Origin of the sequence: Cupriavidus sp. WGlv3, from assembly GCF_023952475.1 — a bacterium.
Classification (GTDB): domain Bacteria; phylum Pseudomonadota; class Gammaproteobacteria; order Burkholderiales; family Burkholderiaceae; genus Cupriavidus; species Cupriavidus phytorum.
This window is the reverse complement of the sequence record NZ_JALHRX010000001.1, coordinates 117,548-137,439: the sequence shown is the minus strand read 5'-3', so window position 1 is coordinate 137,439 and position 19,892 is coordinate 117,548. Positions and strand designations below refer to the sequence as shown.

17 protein-coding genes and 1 tRNA gene are annotated in these 19,892 nt (G+C 69.2%); 13 read left to right on the top strand and 5 right to left on the bottom strand.

What is annotated here, in order from left to right:
- Positions 1–30: 30 nt before the first annotated feature.
- From MKD38_RS00650 to MKD38_RS00630, 5 genes are all read left to right on the top strand, one after another.
- Positions 31–124: transfer RNA gene (locus tag MKD38_RS00650), tRNA-Ser, on the top strand.
- 281 nt (positions 125–405) lie between these two features.
- The gene (locus tag MKD38_RS00645) at positions 406–1,335 is read left to right on the top strand and encodes an adenylate/guanylate cyclase domain-containing protein (protein ID WP_252674659.1); all 930 of its coding nucleotides are present in this window, start codon (positions 406–408) and stop codon (positions 1,333–1,335) included.
- Between the two features lie 217 nt (positions 1,336–1,552).
- Positions 1,553–5,056: a pyruvate carboxylase gene (locus tag MKD38_RS00640; RefSeq protein ID WP_305882503.1), complete on the top strand. Its 3,504-nt coding sequence runs from the start codon at positions 1,553–1,555 to the stop codon at positions 5,054–5,056.
- Positions 5,057–5,324: 268 nt separating this feature from the next.
- Entirely contained in the window at positions 5,325–5,900 is a 576-nt protein-coding gene (locus MKD38_RS00635; RefSeq protein ID WP_252674223.1) for an acyloxyacyl hydrolase, read from the top strand.
- Between the two features lie 134 nt (positions 5,901–6,034).
- Positions 6,035–6,910: a pirin family protein gene (locus MKD38_RS00630; protein WP_252674222.1), complete on the top strand. Its 876-nt coding sequence runs from the start codon at positions 6,035–6,037 to the stop codon at positions 6,908–6,910.
- A 62-nt stretch (positions 6,911–6,972) separates the two neighbouring features.
- On the opposite strand, the gene MKD38_RS00625 is transcribed toward MKD38_RS00630, so the two are convergent.
- Both MKD38_RS00625 and MKD38_RS00620 read right to left on the bottom strand, forming a co-directional pair.
- On the bottom strand, positions 6,973–7,371 hold the full coding sequence (locus MKD38_RS00625) for a Zn-ribbon domain-containing OB-fold protein (RefSeq protein WP_252674221.1): 399 nt from the start codon (positions 7,369–7,371) through the stop codon (positions 6,973–6,975).
- A 17-nt stretch (positions 7,372–7,388) separates the two neighbouring features.
- Positions 7,389–8,555 carry a thiolase family protein gene (locus MKD38_RS00620; RefSeq protein WP_252674220.1) on the bottom strand — a complete coding sequence of 389 codons (1,167 nt, stop codon included), beginning with the start codon at positions 8,553–8,555 and terminating at the stop codon, positions 7,389–7,391.
- A gap of 249 nt (positions 8,556–8,804) precedes the next feature.
- Between MKD38_RS00620 and MKD38_RS00615 the strand changes: the two genes are divergently transcribed.
- From MKD38_RS00615 to MKD38_RS00580, 8 genes are all read left to right on the top strand, one after another.
- Positions 8,805–9,563: an IclR family transcriptional regulator gene (locus tag MKD38_RS00615; protein ID WP_252674219.1), complete on the top strand. Its 759-nt coding sequence runs from the start codon at positions 8,805–8,807 to the stop codon at positions 9,561–9,563.
- Between the two features lie 184 nt (positions 9,564–9,747).
- Entirely contained in the window at positions 9,748–11,376 is a 1,629-nt protein-coding gene (locus tag MKD38_RS00610; RefSeq protein ID WP_252674218.1) for an ABC transporter substrate-binding protein, read from the top strand.
- Between the two features lie 40 nt (positions 11,377–11,416).
- On the top strand, positions 11,417–12,388 hold the full coding sequence (locus MKD38_RS00605) for an ABC transporter permease (RefSeq protein WP_252674217.1): 972 nt from the start codon (positions 11,417–11,419) through the stop codon (positions 12,386–12,388).
- Between the two features lie 61 nt (positions 12,389–12,449).
- Complete coding sequence (locus tag MKD38_RS00600) at positions 12,450–13,397, top strand: ABC transporter permease (RefSeq protein ID WP_252674216.1); 948 nt, start codon at positions 12,450–12,452, stop codon at positions 13,395–13,397.
- A 10-nt stretch (positions 13,398–13,407) separates the two neighbouring features.
- A complete protein-coding gene (locus tag MKD38_RS00595) occupies positions 13,408–14,370 on the top strand; it encodes an ABC transporter ATP-binding protein (protein ID WP_252674215.1) in 963 nt (320 codons plus the stop codon).
- Positions 14,367–15,326: an ABC transporter ATP-binding protein gene (locus MKD38_RS00590; RefSeq protein ID WP_252674214.1), complete on the top strand. Its 960-nt coding sequence runs from the start codon at positions 14,367–14,369 to the stop codon at positions 15,324–15,326. The genes MKD38_RS00595 and MKD38_RS00590 overlap by 4 nt, the downstream gene beginning before the upstream one ends.
- A gap of 164 nt (positions 15,327–15,490) precedes the next feature.
- Complete coding sequence (locus tag MKD38_RS00585) at positions 15,491–16,528, top strand: porin (protein WP_252674213.1); 1,038 nt, start codon at positions 15,491–15,493, stop codon at positions 16,526–16,528.
- Positions 16,529–16,530: 2 nt separating this feature from the next.
- Positions 16,531–17,409, top strand: a complete 879-nt coding sequence (locus tag MKD38_RS00580) for an N-formylglutamate amidohydrolase (RefSeq protein WP_252674212.1) — start codon at positions 16,531–16,533, stop codon at positions 17,407–17,409.
- Between the two features lie 12 nt (positions 17,410–17,421).
- Here MKD38_RS00580 and MKD38_RS00575 read toward each other — a convergent pair whose 3' ends face one another.
- The 3 genes from MKD38_RS00575 to wrbA are packed head-to-tail and all read right to left on the bottom strand — an operon-like array spanning position 17,422 to position 19,866.
- Positions 17,422–18,840 carry an FAD-binding oxidoreductase gene (locus tag MKD38_RS00575; RefSeq protein WP_252674211.1) on the bottom strand — a complete coding sequence of 473 codons (1,419 nt, stop codon included), beginning with the start codon at positions 18,838–18,840 and terminating at the stop codon, positions 17,422–17,424.
- 19 nt (positions 18,841–18,859) lie between these two features.
- The gene (locus MKD38_RS00570; RefSeq protein ID WP_252674210.1) at positions 18,860–19,267 is read right to left on the bottom strand and encodes a DUF2069 domain-containing protein; all 408 of its coding nucleotides are present in this window, start codon (positions 19,265–19,267) and stop codon (positions 18,860–18,862) included.
- Positions 19,264–19,866, bottom strand: coding sequence for an NAD(P)H:quinone oxidoreductase (wrbA, locus tag MKD38_RS00565; RefSeq protein ID WP_252674209.1), 603 nt, complete (start codon positions 19,864–19,866; stop codon positions 19,264–19,266). Before wrbA ends, MKD38_RS00570 begins: the two co-directional genes overlap by 4 nt.
- Positions 19,867–19,892: the final 26 nt, after the last annotated feature.

Sequence of the window (19,892 nt, the reverse complement as noted above, 5' to 3'; positions counted from 1 at the left end):
TGTGTGGCTCCCTCACACAACGCAAGTTTGGGAGACGTGGCCGAGAGGTCGAAGGCACTCCCCTGCTAAGGGAGCATCCGGGCCAAAACCTGGATCGAGGGTTCGAATCCCTCCGTCTCCGCCAATGACAACCGTCCTTGGCGGCGGAACCCCGGAAGATCGCGGTCTTCCGGGGTTTTGTTTTTTGGGCGCCCCGCAGGGCGCATCCCTCATCATCGGCAATCCGTTCGCGTTGCCTTGCGCCGTTCACATGATGCGTGCGCCGATCTCCTTCCCTCCCTCGCCCCAGCGCGCTCCAGATTCATATTGAGCATCGGCTTTGCCGGTGCCAGAATTCCCTGCATGCGGGGGCGTGGCGCCGGCAGCTGGCCGGAGCGCCGCGCGGCGATGGCGGGACGGATCGGGATGCACATGGACCGGGAACTGCTGCACCAGGCGTCGGAGGGTTCGGTACTGTTCGCGGATGTCAGCGGCAGTACGCGGCTCTATGAGCGGGCGGGCAACGCCGCCGCCCTTGCCGCGGTCGGCCGTTGCATCGGTGCGATGAAGTCCTGTTCCGAGGCCTCGCAAGGCCGGCTGGTCAAGACCATCGGCGATGAGGTCATGGTGCTGTTCCCCTGTGCCGAGCAGGCCTTGCAGGCGGCATTGGACATACAGCGGGCGGTTGCCGAGCTGCCGCCCGTGGCTGGCTTCACCATGTCGTCCCACATCGGCTTCCATCATGGCCCGATCCTGTCCGATGCGTCCGGCGATGTCTTCGGCGACGCCGTCAACCTGGCCGCGCGGCTGGCCGGGCTCGCCGCGCGCGGACAGATCATCACCAGCAAGGATGCGGTCGCGGACCTGCCCGCGCCGCTGCGCCAGATGACGCGCTACCTGTACCCGATCCACGTGCGCGGCAGGGCGCAGCCGGTCGAGTTGTACGAGGCGATCTGGCAGCAGGCCACCGACCTGACCCTGATCGCGGGGTTCAAGGAGCCGCTGGCGCATGCCGCCTTCCTCACCTTGCGCTACCGGGACACCGTGGTCGAGATGAACGCGGTCTCGGCGCCGGTTACCATCGGACGTGACGCCGGCATGACCATCGTGGTGTCGGACCGCCTCGCGTCGCGGTTCCAGGCCATGGCCGAGCCGCGCGCCGGCAGGTATGTGCTGATCGACAGGAGCTCGAACGGCACCCACGTCTGCATGGACGGCGCCGAGCCATTCATTTTGCGCCGCGACGAGGTCACGCTGAGGGGGCACGGCTGGATCGGGTTTGGCCAGTGGACGGGGCCGAGCGCGGAGTGCATCGAATTCGCGCTGCAGGTGGACAAGACCGGTACGGGGCGATAGCTGGAATTCGCATGAAACGGCGGGGGAATTTCAGTTTTGAATTCCAAGCGGGCGTGGCGGCACTGAAAATCCTTTTGTAAATCAACAAGAGCGTCGGTGGCTCGTTTCTTGCGCCCACCAGGATGCAGGCGCATGCTGGTTCGCGCCTGTGATCCGCCATTCCCCATCACCCGACTTTCCGTGGCCAGCGCGCCCGGAGGGCCATTTTCTTGCCGCCATGGACTACCGCCCGATCCAATCCCTGCTGATTGCCAACCGCTCCGAGATCGCGATCCGCGTGATGCGCGCGGCCGCCGAGATGAACGTCCGCACGGTGGCGATCTATTCGAAGGAAGACCGCCTCGCACTGCATCGCTTCAAGGCCGACGAGAGCTACCTGGTCGGCGAGGGCAAGAAGCCGCTGGCGGCTTATCTCGATATCGACGACATCCTGCGCATTGCGCGGCAGGCCGGGGTCGACGCGATCCATCCGGGCTATGGCTTCCTGTCGGAGAACCCGGAGTTCGCGCAGGCCGTGATCGATGCCGGCATCCGCTGGATCGGCCCGTTGCCGGAGGTGATGCGCAAGCTCGGCAACAAGGTCGCGGCGCGCAACGCGGCGATCGCCGCGGGCGTGCCCGTGATGCCGGCTACCGATCCATTGCCGCATGACCTGGAGGCGTGCAAGCGCCTCGCCGCCGGCATCGGCTATCCGCTGATGTTGAAGGCGAGCTGGGGCGGCGGCGGGCGCGGCATGCGCGTGCTCGAGAGCGAGCAGGACCTGGAGGGCGCGCTGGCCGCGGCGCGGCGCGAGGCGCTGGCGGCATTCGGCAACGACGAGGTCTACGTCGAGAAACTGGTGCGCAATGCGCGCCACGTCGAAGTGCAGGTGCTGGGCGACACGCACGGCAACCTGGTGCACCTGTACGAGCGCGACTGCACCGTGCAGCGGCGCAACCAGAAGGTGGTCGAGCGCGCGCCGGCGCCGTACCTGGACGATGCCGGGCGCAGCGCGCTGTGCGAGTCGGCGCTGCGGCTGATGCGCGCGGTCGGCTATACCCACGCCGGCACGGTCGAGTTTTTGATGGATGCCGACTCCGGCCAGTTCTACTTCATCGAAGTCAATCCACGCATCCAGGTCGAGCACACGGTCACCGAGATGGTGACCGGCATCGATATCGTCAAGGCGCAGATCCGCATCACCGAGGGCGGCCATATCGGCATGACCGAGAACACGCGCGATGCCGACGGCAGGATCGTGGTGCGCGCCGCGGGCGTGCCGGTGCAGCAGGACATCGCCCTCAACGGCCATGCGCTGCAGTGCCGGATCACCACCGAGGACCCCGAAAACGGTTTCCTGCCCGACTACGGCCGCCTGACCGCGTATCGCAGCGCCGCCGGCTTCGGCGTGCGGCTCGATGCGGGCACCGCCTACGGCGGCGCGGTGATCACGCCGTACTACGATTCGCTGCTGGTCAAGGTCACCACCTGGGCGCCGACCGCGCCGGAATCGATGCGGCGCATGGACCGCGCGCTGCGCGAGTTCCGCATCCGCGGCGTCGCCTCCAACCTGCAGTTCCTCGAGAACGTCATCAACCATCCCGCGTTCCGCTCGGGCGACGTCACCACGCGCTTTATCGACAAGACCCCCGAGCTGCTGGCCTTTGCCAGGCGCCAGGACCGCGCCACCAAGCTGCTGCGCTACCTGGGCGAGGTCAGCGTCAACGGGCACCCGGAGCTGAGCGGGCGCACGCTGCCGTCGCTGCCGCTGCCCGCGCCGGTGCTGCCGGCGATCGACACCAGCGCCGCGCTGCCGTACGGCACGCGCGACCGCCTGCGCGAGCTGGGCGCGGAGAAATTCTCGCGCTGGATGCTCGAGCAGAAGCAGGTGCTGCTGACCGACACCACCATGCGCGACGCGCACCAGTCGCTGTTCGCCACGCGCATGCGCACCGCCGACATGCTGCCGATCGCGCCGTTCTATGCGCGCGAGCTGTCGCAGCTGTTCTCGCTGGAGTGCTGGGGCGGCGCCACCTTCGACGTGGCGCTGCGCTTCCTCAAGGAAGACCCGTGGCAGCGCCTGGAGCAGTTGCGCGAGCGCGTGCCCAACGTGCTGTTCCAGATGCTGCTGCGCGGCTCCAATGCGGTCGGCTACACCAACTATGCCGACAACGTGGTGCGCTTCTTCGTGCGCCAGGCGGCGAGCGCCGGTGTCGATGTGTTCCGCGTGTTCGATTCGCTCAACTGGGTGCGCAATATGCGCGTGGCGATCGATGCAGTGGGGGAAAGCGGCGCGCTGTGCGAGGGCGCGATCTGCTATACCGGCGACCTGTTCGATCCGAAGCGCTCCAGGTACGACCTGAAGTACTACGTCGGCATCGCGCGCGAGCTGCAGCAAGCCGGCGTGCATGTGCTGGGCATCAAGGACATGGCCGGCATCTGCCGGCCGCAGGCGGCCGCGGCGCTGGTCAGGGCGCTCAAGGAAGAGACCGGGCTGCCGGTGCACTTCCACACGCACGACACCAGCGGCATCTCGGCCGCGTCGGCGCTGGCCGCGATCGAGGCCGGCTGCGACGCGGTCGACGGCGCGCTCGACGCGATGAGCGGGCTGACCTCGCAGCCCAACCTGTCGAGCATCGCCGCGGCGCTGGCCGGCAGCGAGCGCGACCCGGGCCTGGACCTGGAACGCCTGCACGAGGCGTCGATGTACTGGGAGGGGGTGCGCCGCTACTACGCGCCGTTCGAATCCGAGATCCGCGCCGGCACCGCCGACGTCTATCGCCACGAGATGCCGGGCGGGCAGTACACCAACCTGCGCGAGCAGGCGCGCTCGCTTGGCATCGAACACCGCTGGACCGAGGTCTCGCGCGCCTACGCCGAGGTCAACCAGATGTTCGGCGATATCGTCAAGGTCACGCCGACCTCCAAGGTGGTCGGCGACCTGGCGCTGATGATGGTGGCCAACGACCTGAGCGCCGCCGACGTGTGCAATCCGGGCAAGGAGATCGCCTTCCCGGAGTCGGTGGTGTCGCTGTTCCGGGGCGAGCTGGGCTTCCCGCCCGACGGCTTCCCGGCGGCGCTGTCGCGCAAGGTGCTGCGCGGCGAGCCGCCGGCGCCGTACCGGCCCGGCGACCAGATCGCACCGGTCGACCTCGACGCGGCCCGCGCCGCCGGCGCGGCGGCGTGCGAGCAGCCGCTCGACGACCGCCAGCTGGCCTCGTACCTGATGTATCCCAAGCAGGCCGCCGAGTACCACGCGCATGTGCGCCAGTACAGCGATACCTCGGTGGTGCCCACGCCGGCCTACCTGTACGGCCTGCAGCCGCAGGAAGAGGTGGCGATCGACATCGAGCCCGGCAAGACCTTGCTGGTGTCGTTGCAGGGCACCCATCCCGATGCCGACGAAGGCAAGATCAAGGTCCAGTTCGAGCTGAACGGGCAGTCGCGCACCACGCTGGTCGAACAGCGCAACACCGCGCAGGCCGCGACCGCGCGCCAGGGTCGGGCGGTCGCCGAGCCGGACAACCCGCTGCATGTCGCCGCGCCGATGCCGGGTTCGATCGTGACAGTGGCGGTGCAGCCCGGCCAGCGTGTGGCCGCGGGCACCACGCTGCTGGCGCTGGAGGCGATGAAGATGGAGACCCATATCGCCGCGGACCGGGACTGCGAGATCGCGGCGGTGCATGTGAAGGCGGGCGATCGGGTGGCGGCGAAGGACCTGCTGGTGGAACTGAAGGACTGACAGCTGGCGTGGCCCGCCGCGCCTGTGCGGGCCATCCATGGAACCCCGGAAGACCTCGGTCTTGCCGGGGTTTTTTGTCTGGATGACGCTGCGGGCGGGTCGCCATGCCTCGCCTTCGTGGCGCGTCCCGCAACATTGTTCCGGCTTTGGAACACTGTGTTTGCCTGGAACGGGCTTCTGCAATATCGAAGCGCTGCTATCGTGTCGAGCCGTGATCAAAACAAAGCGGTGGCGCGTCGATCTCGCAGGCGCTGCCCGACAGATACGGATGTCAGTGAAGAAAGACACATTGCCAGGGAGGCTGCCGCGCGCGGCTCTGGCGTCGATTGCGGCTGGCCTGCTGGCGCTGCCGTCCTCCGCCGGCGCCGCGGGATTCTCGATGCAGGCGGGTTATGGGCGCGACAACCGGCACGGCGTGGAGAAATACGAAGTGTCGGCGCGCTGGGACGAGATCGTGCAGTGGCAGCTGTCGAGCCGGCTGGCGCTGGCGCTGGACGGCGAGGTCAATGTCGCCAACTGGCGCGCACTGTCGTCGCGGCCATCGAGCCAGTTGATGGAGTTCGGCGTGTCGCCGATCTTCCGGCTCAGCTATGCGGGTGAGTACGCCACGCCGTTCGTCGAGGCCTCGGTGGGCCTGCGTGTGCTGAGCCACACCGAAATCGCCGGCGGCCATCGCATGGGCTCGGCCTTCCAGTTTTCCGACATGATCGGCGTGGGCGTCGCCTTCGGCAAGGCGCAGCGGTTGACCATCGGCTACCGCTTCCAGCACCTGTCCAACGCCGGCATCAAGGACCCGAATCCCGGCACCGACTTCAGCATGGGCTACGTGCGCTACCGCTTCTGACCGCTGGCGGCGTCGTTCCAGCGGCAGGACGCTGCATCGCAATCCCGCCGCCTACCGCGCACTGGCCGCGGCACCTATCATCGCTTCATGGATCATTGCCGGCCCCCGCATGGCCGGCATTCTCGGAGATCGACATGAAGCGCATTCTGGGTGTCTACAGCGCACCGCGTCCGCACTGGGTCGGGGATGGTTTCCCGGTGCGTTCGATGTTCTCGTACACCAGCCACGGCAAACAGCTGAGTCCGTTCCTGCTTTTGGACTACGCCGGCCCGGCGGACTTCACGCCGACGCAGCGTCCGCGCGGCGTCGGCCAGCATCCGCACCGCGGTTTCGAGACCGTGACCATCGTCTACAAGGGCGAGGTCGCGCACCGCGACTCGACCGGGCAGGGCGGGGTCATCGGTCCGGGCGACGTGCAATGGATGACGGCGGGCGCCGGCATCCTGCATGAAGAGTTCCACTCGCCCGCGTTTACGCAAAGCGGCGGCGCGCTGGAGATGGTGCAGCTGTGGGTCAACCTGCCGGCGCGCGACAAGATGGCCGCGCCGGGCTACCAGGCCATCGTCGACCGCGATATCCCGGCGGTGCCGATGCCCGGCGACGCCGGCACGGTGCGCGTGATTGCCGGCGAATACGAAGGCAAGCGCGGCCCGGCACGCACCTTTACGCCGATGCATGTGTGGGACATGCGCCTGAACCAGGGGGCCGGCACGCGCGTGGCGCTGCCCGAGGGCTGGCATACCGCGCTGGTGGTGCTGCGCGGCAAGGTCACGGTCAACGCCGAGGCCACCGTGCGCGATGCCGAGATGGTAGTGCTGGATGGCGCCGGCGATGCGGTCAGCATCGAGGCCGGCACCGATGCGGTGGTGCTGCTGCTCAGCGGCGAGCCGATCGACGAGCCCATCGTCGGCCATGGCCCGTTCGTGATGAACACCGAGGCCGAGATCGCCGAGGCGTTCCGCGACTTCAGCAGCGGCCGCTTCGGCAGCATGGCGGCGGGCCGGCAATAGGCAACCGGTAGCAAGCAGGCCGCGGCGGTAGCGGGCGCAACGCCCGCTACCGCCGCGCGGCCTCAGGCGAGCGTGAAGGTCGGCACCGGTGCGCCGCCGTCGCTGGGCGAGAACTTGACCTGCACCTTCTGGCCGATCCGCACCGTGTCGAGATCGCAGTCGACGATATGGGTCATCATGGTCACGCCTTCTTCCAGCTTCACGTAGGCGATGCAGAACGGGTTGGGGCCGGCACGGCGCGTCACGCTGTAGGTGTAGATGGTGCCGCGGCCGCTGGCCTGCTGCCACGAGGTGGTGCCCATGCAGAACGGGCACAGCACGCGCGGATACCAGTGCGGCTTGCCGCAGTCGTCGCAGACCTTGACCAGCAGCTTGCCCTCGCGCGCGGCCTGCCAGAACGGCAGGTTGTCGGGCTGTTCGTCGGGCGCCTTGTAGGCGGCGGGGATGTGTGGGGTCGTCATGTCAGTGCTCCCGCGCTTTATTCACGTTCAAGGATCAGGGTGGCGCTGCCGTGGCGCGAGCCCAGGTAGCCGCCGGTGCCCTGCGCCAGCGCGAGGTCGCAATTGGCGACCTGCACCGCGGGGTGGGCCTCGCCGCGCAGCTGGCGCACGGCTTCGATGACCTTGGTGATGCCGCCGCGGTTGGCCGGGTGGTTGTTGCACAGGCCGCCGCCATCGGTATTGAACGGCAGCTTGCCGACGCCCGAGATCAGGTTGCCGTCGGCGACGAACCTGCCGCCTTCGCCTTTCTTGCAGAAGCCCAGGTCTTCCAGCTGCATCAGCACGGTGATGGTGAAGCTGTCGTAGATCGACGCGTACTTGATATCGGCCGGGGTCACGCCCGCTTCGGCAAACGCCGTCGCGCCCGAGAAGCGCGCGCCGGACCAAGTCAGGTCGACTTCGCCGCCGAGCTGGCCCTTGATGTATTCGCCGGCACCGCGGATCTTCACCTTGGGCCGCCGCAGCGTGGCCGCGATCTCCGGACGCGCCACCACCAGCGCGCCGCCGCCGTCAGAGACCACGCAGCAGTCCAGCTTGTGCAGCGGATCCGAGATCATCGGCGAGTTCAGCACGTCTTCGACCGTGACCACGTCGCGCAGCATGGCGTGCGGGTTGTGCTGGGCGTGGTGCGACGCCGCCACCTTGACCCAGGCGAGCTGCTCGGCGGTGGTGCCGTACTCGTGCATATGGCGCATCGCCGCCATCGCGTACAGGTTGACCGTGACCGGGCTGAACGGGCTTTCGAACGGCAGGTCGGGCAGGTTGGCGCCCCAGTTGCGCGCCTGCGTGCCGGTGGAGCCTTCCGAGCGCGGCCGGCCCGCCAGCGTGATCAGCGCGACGTTGCACTTGCCGGCGGCGATCGCCTGCGCGGCATGCGAGACATGGACCAGGTAGGCCGAACCGCCGGTGTCGGTGGAATCGACATGGCGCACCTTCAGGCCGAGGTAGTCGACCATGTTGACCGCGCCCAGCCCGGGCGCGTCGCCGGCGCAGAAATAGCCGTCGACGTCGGCCAGGGTCAGGCCGGCGTCCTGCAGCGCGCCCTTGGCGCTCTCGGCGTGCAGCTGTGCCACGGTCTTGTCGGGTGCCTTGCGGGTCGGGTGCTCGTAGGCCCCGACGATGTAGGCCTTGCCGTTGATGCTCATCTGTTCTCCTTCGGTGCGTCAGGTGGTGCCAGCGAGGGGGCGGGGCGGGACGGGGCGATGCTGGCACGGCGATCCCGAGAGTATTGCGTAGCTTGCCCGCTGCGTTGTATTCGGAAGTGCAGAAGGGTGTATTCGGTACGGACGGGGAGCCTTGCATCGAGGCCGAGCGCAAGGCACTTGCAGCGCGAACGATTGCGGCGACCGCTACAATCTGCGCTGGATATTCCTGAATCTGGACGAAAAGGATCGATGACCTACATCGTTGAAGCGGTGGACGAGGCCCTGGGCCTGCTGATGCTGGTGGCCGAGCACCCATCGCTGGGCGTGACCGAGCTGGCACGGCGCGCCGGACTGACCAAGGCGCGCGCGTTCCGGCTGCTGACCACGCTCGAGCACCGCGGCCTGATCGCGCGCGAGTCGCCGGCGGCGGTCTACAAGCTCAGCTACAACGCGCTGCTGGTGGGCAATGCCGCGCGCGAACAGTTCGACCTGGTCAAGCTGGTGGGCCCGCGGCTGGCGGCGATCGGCGCAGCCTGCGGCGAGAACGTGATCGTGCGCGTGCGCGACGGGCTCGAGTCGGTCTGCGTGGCGCGGCACGAGTCGACGCAGTCGGTGCGGGTGCATACCGAAATCGGCAACCGCCGGCCGCTGCATGTGGGGGCCTCCGGCAAGCTGCTGCTGGCCTTCGCCGCACCCGAGGTGCTGGAGGCAGTGCTGGCGCAACAGCTGGAACGCTTCACCGCCAAGACCATCATCGAGCCGCAGGCGCTGCGCGAGGAACTGGCGGCGATCCGTGCCGCCGGCTATGCGATCTCGGTGGGCGAGCGCGATGCCGACGCGGTCTCCGCCGCCGCGCCGCTGCGCGACCACAGCGGCGCGGCGATGGCCTCGCTGAGCATCGCCAGCCCGGCCAGCCGCACCACGCAGCAGGCGCTGGACCAGCATGTGGCGATGGTGGTGGCGGAGGCCGCCAACCTGTCGCGGGCACTCGGCTACACGGGCGGCTGAGCCCGATACCGCGCGGCCACGTCCCGCGCACTTCCCGTCCCAAACGGCGCTTCGGCGCCGTTTTTTTTGCCTGAAGGGCGCCTCGGGGGTAAACCCTGCTTATCGGGAACGGCCTCGATGTCTTATCCTTCGATACGCGGTATCACTGAATGAAACAATGTATCGGGAAGCGAACCACCCCACCATGCCCAGACCCATCGTCAACCTGGCGTCGCGCCTTGCGGCCGCCGTCCTGGCCAGCGCGACGCTGCTTGCCGGCGCGAACAACGCCCAGGCCGCCGACCTGCGCATCGGCTACAAGGCCGAGATCAGCGCCGCCGATCCCCATGTGCTCGACGCCGCCGGGCGCAACCTGTGGGGCCATGTCTACGAGACCCTGGTCGGCCTGGACAATGCGCTGCGCCCGGTGCCGCTGCTGGCCACCGCCTGGCACCAGCTGGACGACCGCACCTGGGAGTTCCAGCTGCGTGCCGGCGTGCGCTTCAGCAATGGCGAGCCGTTCACCGCCGAGGACGCGCGCTACTCGATCGAGCGCGCGCTGAAGCTGCCGGGCGCGCGCACCTTCCGCACCTACCTGAAGTCGGTGGTGGCGGTGGAGGTCACCGGGCCGCTGACGCTGCGCGTGCGCACGCGCTCGCCCAACCCGGTGCTGCCGCAGAACGTGGGCATGGTGGCGATGCTGCCGCGCTCGCTCGGCGCGGGCGTGCGCGAGGCCGATTTCGCCCATGGCAATGCCGCCATCGGCACCGGCCCGTACCGGCTGGTGGCATGGGAGCACGGCCAGCAGCTGACGCTGTCGCGCAATCCGGGCTACTGGGGCGGGCCGCAGCCGTGGCAGCGGGTGGTGTTCCAGTTCATCCCGAAGGAGCCGGCGCGGGCCTCGGCGCTGCTGTCGGGGCTGGTGGACGTGATCGACGCCTCGTCGGCCAGCATTGCCGAGGCCTTTGCGCGCACCAATGGCCGCATCCGCACCGTCTCCGCCACCTCGTACATGCTGAACTACCTGCAGCTGGACCAGGCCCGCGCGGTCTCGCCCTATGTGCAGGACCACGCGGGCCAGCCGCTGGCGGCCAATCCGTTGCGCGACGTACGGGTGCGGCAGGCGCTCAGCCTGGCGATCGACCGCGACCTGATCGCGGCGCGCGTGACCAAGGGCGATTCCGTGCCGGCCGGGCAGATGGTGCCGCAGGGCTTCTTCGGTTTCGCCCCGACGGTGCCGGCGCCGCGCGCCGACGTGGAGCGGGCGCGCTGGCTGCTGGCGCAGGCCGGCTATCCGCAGGGCTTCCGCCTGACGCTGCATTGCCCCAACGACCGCTACCTGAACGACGCCAAGACCTGCGAGGCGGTCGGCCAGATGCTGACCCGCGCCGGCATCCGCACCGAGGTGCGCACGCTGCCGTATTCGGTCTATATCACCCGCGCCACCTCGGGCGGCGCCGGCGGCAAGCCCGAGTTCAGCGCCTTCCTGCTCGGCATCGGCGCGGTCAGCGGCGATTCGCTGGAGCCGCTGGTGGCGGTGGCGCATGCGCAGGACAAGGCCGCCGGGCTGGGCGCCAACAACCGCAGCGGCTATGCCAACGCGGCCGTCGACGAGCTGATCGGGCAGGCCATGCGCACCATGGCTCCGGCCGCGCGCGAGCTGGCGCAGCAGGGCGCGGCGGAGCGGCTGGCGGCCGACGCCGGCATCGTCCCGCTGCATCACCTGCGCGCCGCCTGGGCCTATCGCGACGGGCTTGCGGTGCAGCCGCGCAGCGACGGCTTCACCTATGCCGGCAACATCCGCCCGGCGCCGCTGGCTGCGCCGCAACGCTGACCGCGCCCAACCCGTATCCGCATCCCACCGGCTTCCTACCATGCTTGAAACCCTACTCAAACGGCTGCTGCAGAGCATCGCGGTGCTCTGGATCATGTCGGTGCTGACCTTCTGCGCGGTCAACCTGATCGGCGACCCGGTGCACTTGCTGGTCAGCCCGACCGCCACCGAGCAGGAGATCACCGAGGCCCGCCATGCGCTCGGCCTGGACCTGCCCGTGCCGCAGCAGTACCTGCGCTTTCTCGCGGGCGCGCTGCATGGCGACCTCGGCGACTCCTTCGTCTACAACCGGCCCGCGATCGAGCTGATCGTCAGCCGCGTGCCGGCCACGCTGGAACTGGCGGTGACGGCGCTGCTGCTGTCGCTCGGCATCGGCATCCCGATGGGCGTCTATGCAGGCCTGAAGCCGCACAGCCGCCTGGCGCGGATGCTGATGGCGGCCTCGCTCGGCGGCGTGATCATGCCGACCTTCTGGATCGGCATGATCGGCATCCTGGTGTTCTCGGTGAACCTGGGCTGGCTGCCGTCGGGCGGACGCGGGCCGGTCAGCACGGTGCTGGGCGTGCCGCTGTCGGTGAGCAGCTGGGAGGGCATCCGCTTCCTGCTGCTGCCGGCGCTGACCCTGTCGCTGTTCAAGATCTCGCTGGTGGCGCGGCTGACCGAGGCCGGCACGCGCGAGGTGGCGGGGCAGGAATACATCAAGTTTGCCCGCGCCAAGGGCGTGGGCGGGGCGCGGCTGGTGCTGCGCCACGTGGTGCCCAATGTGCTGATCCCGATCGTGACCGTGGTCGGGCTGGAGTTCGGCCACCTGATCGCCTTCTCGGTGGTGACCGAGTCGGTGTTCTCGTGGCCCGGCATGGGCAAGCTGATCATCGATTCCGTGCTGGCGCTGGACCGCCCGGTGGTGGTGGCGTACCTGCTGGTCACGCTGCTGCTGTTCGTGGTGCTCAACCTGGTGGTCGACCTGCTGTACGTGGTGCTCGACCCGCGCCTGCGGCACAAGGCAGCCTAGCCCCTGCCGCCTCCATTCCCCGCTACCCGAAGACTGCATACCGAAGACCGAGACCGAACCGATGTCCCTGCCTCTATCCGAAAACGATGAAGCCGTTCCCGCGCTCCCCACGCTCGCGCCGGCGCCAGCCGCCGCGCCGCCGGCACGGCCTTCGCTGCTGCGGCGCTTCTGCGCCAACCGCGTCTCTGCCGCCGCGCTGGCCTTGCTGCTGGTGCTGCTGCTGGTGGCCGTGCTGGCCCATGCGCTCAGCCCGCAGAACCCCTATGACCTCGCCACGGTGTCGGTGATCGATTCCGAGCTGCCGCCCGGCAGCACGGGCTATGAAGCCCAGGCACACTACTGGCTCGGCACCGACGGCGCCGGGCGCGACCTGCTCAGCGCCATCTTCTACGGCATCCGCATCAGCGTGGGCGTGGGCGTGATCAGCGCGGTGGTGGCGCTGATGGTGGGCAGCGCGGTGGGGCTGGCCGCGGCCTACTTCGGCGGCGTGGTCGATGCCGCCATCATGCGCGTGGTCGACCTGCAGCTGAGCTTGCCGGCGGTGCTGGTGGCGCTGATCCTGCTGGCGGTGCTGGGGCAGGGCGTCGACAAGACCCTGCTGGCGCTGGTGATCGTGCAGTGGGCCTACTTTGCCCGCACCGTGCGTGGCGCGGCGCAGGTGGAGCGGCGCAAGGAGTATGTCGAGGCCGCGCTGGGCCAGGGGCTGCCGGCGCTGCGCGTGATGTTCCGCCATATCCTGCCCAACTGCATGGCGCCGCTGGTGGTGACCGGCACGCTGCAGATCGCACATGCGATCACGCTCGAGGCCACCATGAGCTTCCTCGGCATCGGCCTGCCGCGCACGCAGCCGTCGCTGGGCATGCTGATCGCCAACGGCTTCGAATACATGCTGTCGAACAAGTACTGGATCAGCGTGTTCCCGGGCGTGGCCCTGGTGCTGCTGATCGGCTCGATCAACCTGGTGGGCGACCGCCTGCGCCGCGTGCTCAACCCGCGGCTGGAAGCGTAAGGAGCCCGGCATGGCACTACTGGAAGTTTCCGGCCTGAGCACCAGCTTCGCGTTCGCGCACGGCGCGGTGAAGGCGGTCGACGGCGTGTCGTTCACGCTGGAGCCGGGCGAGATTCTGGGGATCGTGGGCGAATCCGGCTCGGGCAAGTCGGTGACGGCGTTCTCGCTGATGAACCTGCTGGACCCGCCCGGGCGCGTCACCGGCGGCTCGGTGCGCTTCAAGGGACAGGAGCTGCTGGCGTGCTCGCCGCGCCAGTGGCAGGCGCTGCGCGGCGACCGCATCGCGATGGTGTTCCAGGATCCGATGATGTCGCTCAATCCGGTGATGCGCGTGGGCGACCAGCTTGCCGAGACCGTGCTGGTGCACCACCGCCGCACTCGCGCGCAGGCGTATGCGCAGGCGGTCGATGCGCTGGCGCGGGTCGGCATCCCGGCGCCGCATGAGCGCATGCGCGCCTATCCGCACGAGCTGTCCGGGGGCATGCGCCAGCGCGTGGCGATCGCCAACGCGCTGATCAACCGGCCCGACCTGATCATCGCCGACGAGCCCACCACCGCGCTTGACGTCACCATCCAGGCGCAGATCCTCTACGAGATGAAGCAACTCGTGCGCGAGACCGGCGCTGCCGCGATCTGGATCAGCCACGACCTTGCCGTGGTCAAGGACCTGGTCGACCGCGTCTGCGTGATGTACGCGGGCCGGGTGGTGGAGCAGGGTCCGGTCGCCGAACTGATCAGCCGGCCGCTGCATCCGTACACGCGCGGCCTGCTCGATTCGCTGCCGACGCCGGCGATGCGCGGCGCCACCCTGCGCGCGATTCCGGGCGCGGCGCCGGCACTGGCGGCGCTGCCGCCGGGCTGCGCCTTCGCGCCGCGCTGCCCGCGCGCGCGCCCGGCGTGCGCCCAGGTCCCTGTCGAAACCACTGTGCGCGGCCGCACGCTGCGCTGCTTTTATCCCCTGGAGGCGGCATGACGGTCATGCTCGAAGCGCACAACCTGCAGAAACGCTTTCTGCTCAAGCCCGGCCTGCTCGCGCGCATGGCCGGCAAGCCGGCGCAGGCGGTGCATGCCGTCAACGATGTCTCGCTGCAGGTGCGCCAGGGCGAGGTGCTCGGCGTGGTGGGCGAGTCCGGCTGCGGCAAGTCCACGCTGGGGCGCATGCTGGCCGGCCTGCTGCCGCGGACCGGCGGCGAGATCGCATGGCAAGGCCAGCGCGCCGATCTCGCTTCGGCCGCCTATCACCGCGCGGTGCAGATGGTGTTCCAGAATCCCTATGCGTCGCTGAACCCGCGCCTTCGCATCGGCCAGGCCATTACCGAAGGCGCGGTCTACCACGGCCTGGTCAAGCGCTCGCGCGCCGCCGCCGCCGCCGGCGAGCTGCTGCAGCAGGTGGGGCTCGATCGCGGCTATGCCGAGCGCTATCCGCACGAGTTCTCCGGCGGACAGCGCCAGCGCGTGGCGATCGCGCGCGCGCTGGCGCTGCGTCCGCGCCTGCTGATCTGCGACGAGGCCGTGTCGGCGCTCGATGTCTCGGTGCAGGCGCAGATCATCAACCTGTTCATGCAGCTGCGGCGCGAGCACGCGCTGACCTATGTCTTCATCAGCCACAACCTGGCGGTGGTGGAGCATATGTCGGATCGCGTGGTGATCATGTACCTGGGCCGCATCGTCGAAAGCGGCCCCGCGCGCGAGGTGTTCGCCGCGCCCAACCATCCCTATACGCGCGCGTTGCTGGCCGACGCGCCGCGCCTGGGCGCCAGTCCGCCCGCGCACCAGCCCATCCGCGGCGAACTGCCCAGCCCGCTGGCGCCGCCCGGTGGCTGTGCCTTCCATCCGCGCTGCCCGCACGCGAGCGCGCGCTGCAAGACACAGGTGCCGCTGCTGCGCGATATCGGCGGACGCCTGTCCGCCTGCCATTTGAATGACTAGATAGCCGCGGCCCGGCGCGGCCCGATCATGCTCCCGATTGAACGGTTCCATCCCGCCCGCGCGGGATGGGCGGGTGCGTGCGCGCTGCGCCGGCGGAACACGCGGCAGTTGGACCACAGAGGGGGGATTTCTTGCATGACAGACCACGACAGGGGAGCAGCAGCATGAACGGTATCCACACCCGGCGCGCACTCGCACGCGCCTGCCTCGGCGGCGCGCTGGCGCTGATGTCCGCCGCGGCCGACGCCACGGTGACGCTGTATGGCCGCATCGACACCGACATCGAATACCAGAAGGGGCCCGATGGCCGGGCCGCGCAGATGGCGGACAACGCCTCGCGCTGGGGCCTGCGCGGCAGCGAAGAGCTGGGCGGCGGCCTGCGCGCGGCATTCGGCCTGGAGCAGGGCTTCGGCGCCGACAACGGCGTCGCCACCAACCCGCAGTTCCGCCATGCCTTCGTCGGCCTGCAGGGCGGCTTCGGCGCGTTCGCGCTGGGCCGGCTGGATTCAGCGACGATCGTGGGTTCGCCGATCTATTCGCAGGTGACGCAGAATATCGACTTCGCCATCCACGATGCGGGCGCCACCGCGATCGGCACCCGGGTGCTGAACGCGCGCAACCGCGTGTCGAATGCGCTCGGCTACATGACCCCGAGCTTCGGCGGCTTCTCGGTGCGGGCGCGCATGAACCTGGCGGGGCCGGATTCGGCCGCGCCCAATACCCGGCCGCCGGTGCAGGCGGAGGACGATTTCCGCCAGTTCGACCTGGGCCTGAACTACGCCGCCGGCAAGTTCGCGGCAGGACTGGGCTATTCCCGCGATGCCAAGAGCGGCGGCCTGGTGGCCAACGATTTCCGCGACAAGGTGCAGGCGGTGGCTTCGTACGACTTCACCGTGGTCAACCTCTACGGCATCGTCGGGCGCGACCGCTACGCCGGCACCGCGACCACGCGCACCGACGTGCCCTACTGGCTGGTCGGCTTCTCCGTGCCGTACGGCGCGCACAAGCTCACCGTCAACTATATGCAGCGCGCGGTGCAGCGCGACCCGCAGGGCCGGCTCAGCAGGGTGCAGGCCGGCTACGGCTACAGCCTGAGCAAACGCACCATGCCCTATGTCTTCTTTGACCGCGAGGATCCCAACTCGCACAAGTCCGGCGACACCGTGACCACGGTGGGCGTCGGCATCCAGCACAAATTCTGACCATGACGCTTCCGTATTCGCTGACTGAACCGGCCGGCGCGGCGCTGCCGCTGTTGGTGGATTCGCCGCACAGCGGCCTGCTGCATGCCGAGACCCTGCCGCTGGCGGCGCCGCCCGAGGCCCTGCTGTCGGGCTGGGACGCCTATGTCGACCAGCTTTTCGCGCATGCGCCGCGGGTGGGCGGCACCTTGCTGTGCGCGGACTTCCCGCGCTGGCTGGTCGACGTCAACCGCGCCCGCGACGATATCGACCCCGACCTGATCGATGGCGCCATGCCTTACGAAGTGCGCCCCAGCGACAAGTCCGGCCGCGGCATGGGCGTGCTGCGCCGGCTGGCGCTGCCAGGCGTGCCGGTCTATGCCGCGACCCTGTCGCCGCACATGGCGGAGTACCTGCTCAAGACCTACTACGACCCGTACCACGCCGCGTTGTCCGGGCTGCTGGCGCAGCACCATGCGCGCTGCGGCGCGGTGTGGCATCTCGACTGCCATTCGATGAAGTCGCGCGGCAATGCGATGAACCTCGACAACGGCGCGGCGCGGCCCGATTTCGTGGTCAGCAACGGCGACGGCTCCACTTGCTCGCCGGCGTTCCTCGAACTGGTGGCGGAGTGCCTGCGCAGCCTGGGCTACGAGGTGGCCATCAACTGGCCGTACAAGGGCGCGCAGCTGATCCGTGCCTATGCCGATCCGGCGCGGCGGCGCCACAGCCTGCAGATCGAGATCAACCGGGCGTTGTACATGGACGAGGCCACGCTGGCGCAGCATGCGGGTTTTGCCGTGCTGCGCGGCCATCTCGACGAGCTGCTCGAGCACGTCGCGGCCTTTATCCAGACCGAACTGCGCCAGACCGAACTGCGCCACACCGGGCTGCGCGGCTGAGCGCAGGCGCGCTTACACCACCTTGCCGGGATTCATCAGCCCGAGCGGATCCAGCGCGCCCTTGATCGCCCGCATCATGGCAAGTTCGACCTCGCTCTTGTAGTGCCGGTTTTCCTCGCGCTTGAGCTGGCCCAGGCCATGCTCGGCCGAGATCGAGCCGTTATGCGAGCGCACGCTGTCGTGGACGATGCGGTTGACCTGGTCCTGGTGCGCCAGGAAGTCATCGTGGTCGACACCTTCGGGCGGCGCCACGTTGTAATGCAGGTTGCCGTCGCCGAGATGGCCGAAGGTCACCATGCGCGCGCCGGGAAAGGCGTTCTGCAGCAGCGCGTCGGTGCACTCGATAAAGTCCGCGACGCGCGAGACCGGCACGGCGATATCGTGCTTGATGTTCTTGCCGTCTTCCGCCTGCGCCAGCGGAATATGCTCGCGCAGGTTCCAGAAGTCGCGCGACTGCTGCACCGACTCCGCCACCACCGCGTCGGCGACCACGCCGGCATCGAACGCGGCCGACATCATGGTCTCGAAGATGCCGCGCGCATGGGCTTCGCTCTCGCTGTCGGACAGCTCCAGCAGCACCAGCTGCGGATGCATGTCGGCGAACGGATAGCGCAGCTGCGGGAAGTGCCGCGTCACCAGCGTCATGCTGAGCGCCGACATCAGCTCGAAGCCGGTCAGCATGGCGCCGGCGTGCGACTGGGCGATGGCCAGCAGAGCCAGCGCGGCGCGCGGGCTCTGCACCGCGGCCAGCGCCGTGACCGACGCGCGCGGCAGCGGGAACAGCTTCATCACCGCGGCGGTGATGATGCCGAGCGTGCCTTCGGCGCCGATAAAGAGGTCGCGCAGGTCGTAGCCGGTGTTGTCCTTGCGCAGGCCGCGCAGCCCGTGCCAGGTTTCGCCCGAGGGCGTCACCACTTCCAGTCCCAGGCACAGTTCGCGCGTGTTGCCGTAGCGCAGCACCGCGGTGCCGCCGGCATTGGTCGACAGGTTGCCGCCGATGGTGCAGCTGCCCTCGGCCGCCAGGCTCAGCGGAAACAGCCGGCCGTGCTCGCGCGCTACCTCTTGCAGCTGCTGCAGCACCACGCCGGCCTCGACCGTGATGGTGTTGTTGAGCGGATCGACCTGGCGGATGCGGTTGAGCCGCTGCAGCGAGATCACCACCTGCGGCGCGGCCGCCACCGGCGTGGCGCCGCCGCACAGGCCGGTGTTGCCGCCCTGCGGCACCACGGCGATCCGGTGCGCGTGGCAGGCATGGACCACCTCGGCGACTTCCGCGGTGGTGCCGGGGCGCAGCACCGCCAGTGCCTCGCCGCGATAGCGCTTGCGCCAGTCAGTCAGGTAGGGCGCCTGGTCGGCCGCGTCGGTCAGCACGTGCTGCGGACCCAGCGCGGCGCGGCACAGTGCCAGGAAGGAGTCTTGAGGCGAGGTCATGGCGATGGGTGGACGCGATTCAGGACTTGCGCGCAGCGCCCTTGGCGGCGGCGCGGGCGCGGCGCTTGTACGGGCGCAGGTAGAGGATGGTGCTGGTGAAGAACACCAGCGTCAGCGCCACCTCGACCCACGCCAGCGTGGACGAGGGCGCGCGGTCGCTGGTGGCGCGCACGATGCCTTCGGTGAAGAACAGCAGGATCAGCATCGACGACCACTGCATGGTGTAGCGGTTGCGCGTGAGCACGCCGCGCAGTGGCAGCAGCAGCGGCAGGAACTTGAGGATCAGCCACGAGCCGCCCGGCCGCAGCGGCGCCAGCAACCATTCCCAGGCAATGCACAGCACCAGCAGCGCCAGCAGGCTGCCCACGCTGAGCCGGTACAGCCACGGGCTGTGCAGGGCCTTGTCGCTATCGGCGGCGGGCGTCATGCCTGCGCTCCGGCCAGGCGCAGTGCGGTCTGCGCCAGCCGGCGGCCCATGGCCATGGCCAGCGCCGACTCGTCTTCGGTGACGGGGCCGCGGTTGTCGCCGTGGGCATGGTGGCTGGGGCCGTACGGCGTGCCGCCGGAGGCCGTCGTCATCAGGCCCTTCTCGGAATAGGGCAGGCCCAGGATCAGCATGCCGTGGTGCAGCAGCGGCAGCATCATCGACACCAGCGTGGTCTCCTGCCCGCCGTGCAGGCTGCCGGTGGCGGTGAACACGCAGGCGGGCTTGCCGGCGAGCGCGCCCGACAGCCACTGGGCCACGGTGCCGTCGAGGAAGTACTTCACCGGCGCGGCCATGTTGCCGAAGCGGGTGGGGCTGCCCAGCGCCAGCCCGGCGCATTCCTCCAGATCGCGCAGTTCGGCATAGGGCGGGCCGTCGGCGGGGATGTCCGGCGCGGTGGCCTCGCACACGGTTGAAACCGGCGGCACCGTGCGCAGGCGGGCCTGCGCGCCGGGGACGCTGTCGATGCCGGTGGCGATCAGTTCGGCGAGCTTGCGGGTGCTGCCGTGGCGGCTGTAGTACAGGACGAGGATCTCGGTCATGGAGCGGGACGGCCGGCGGTGAAGGG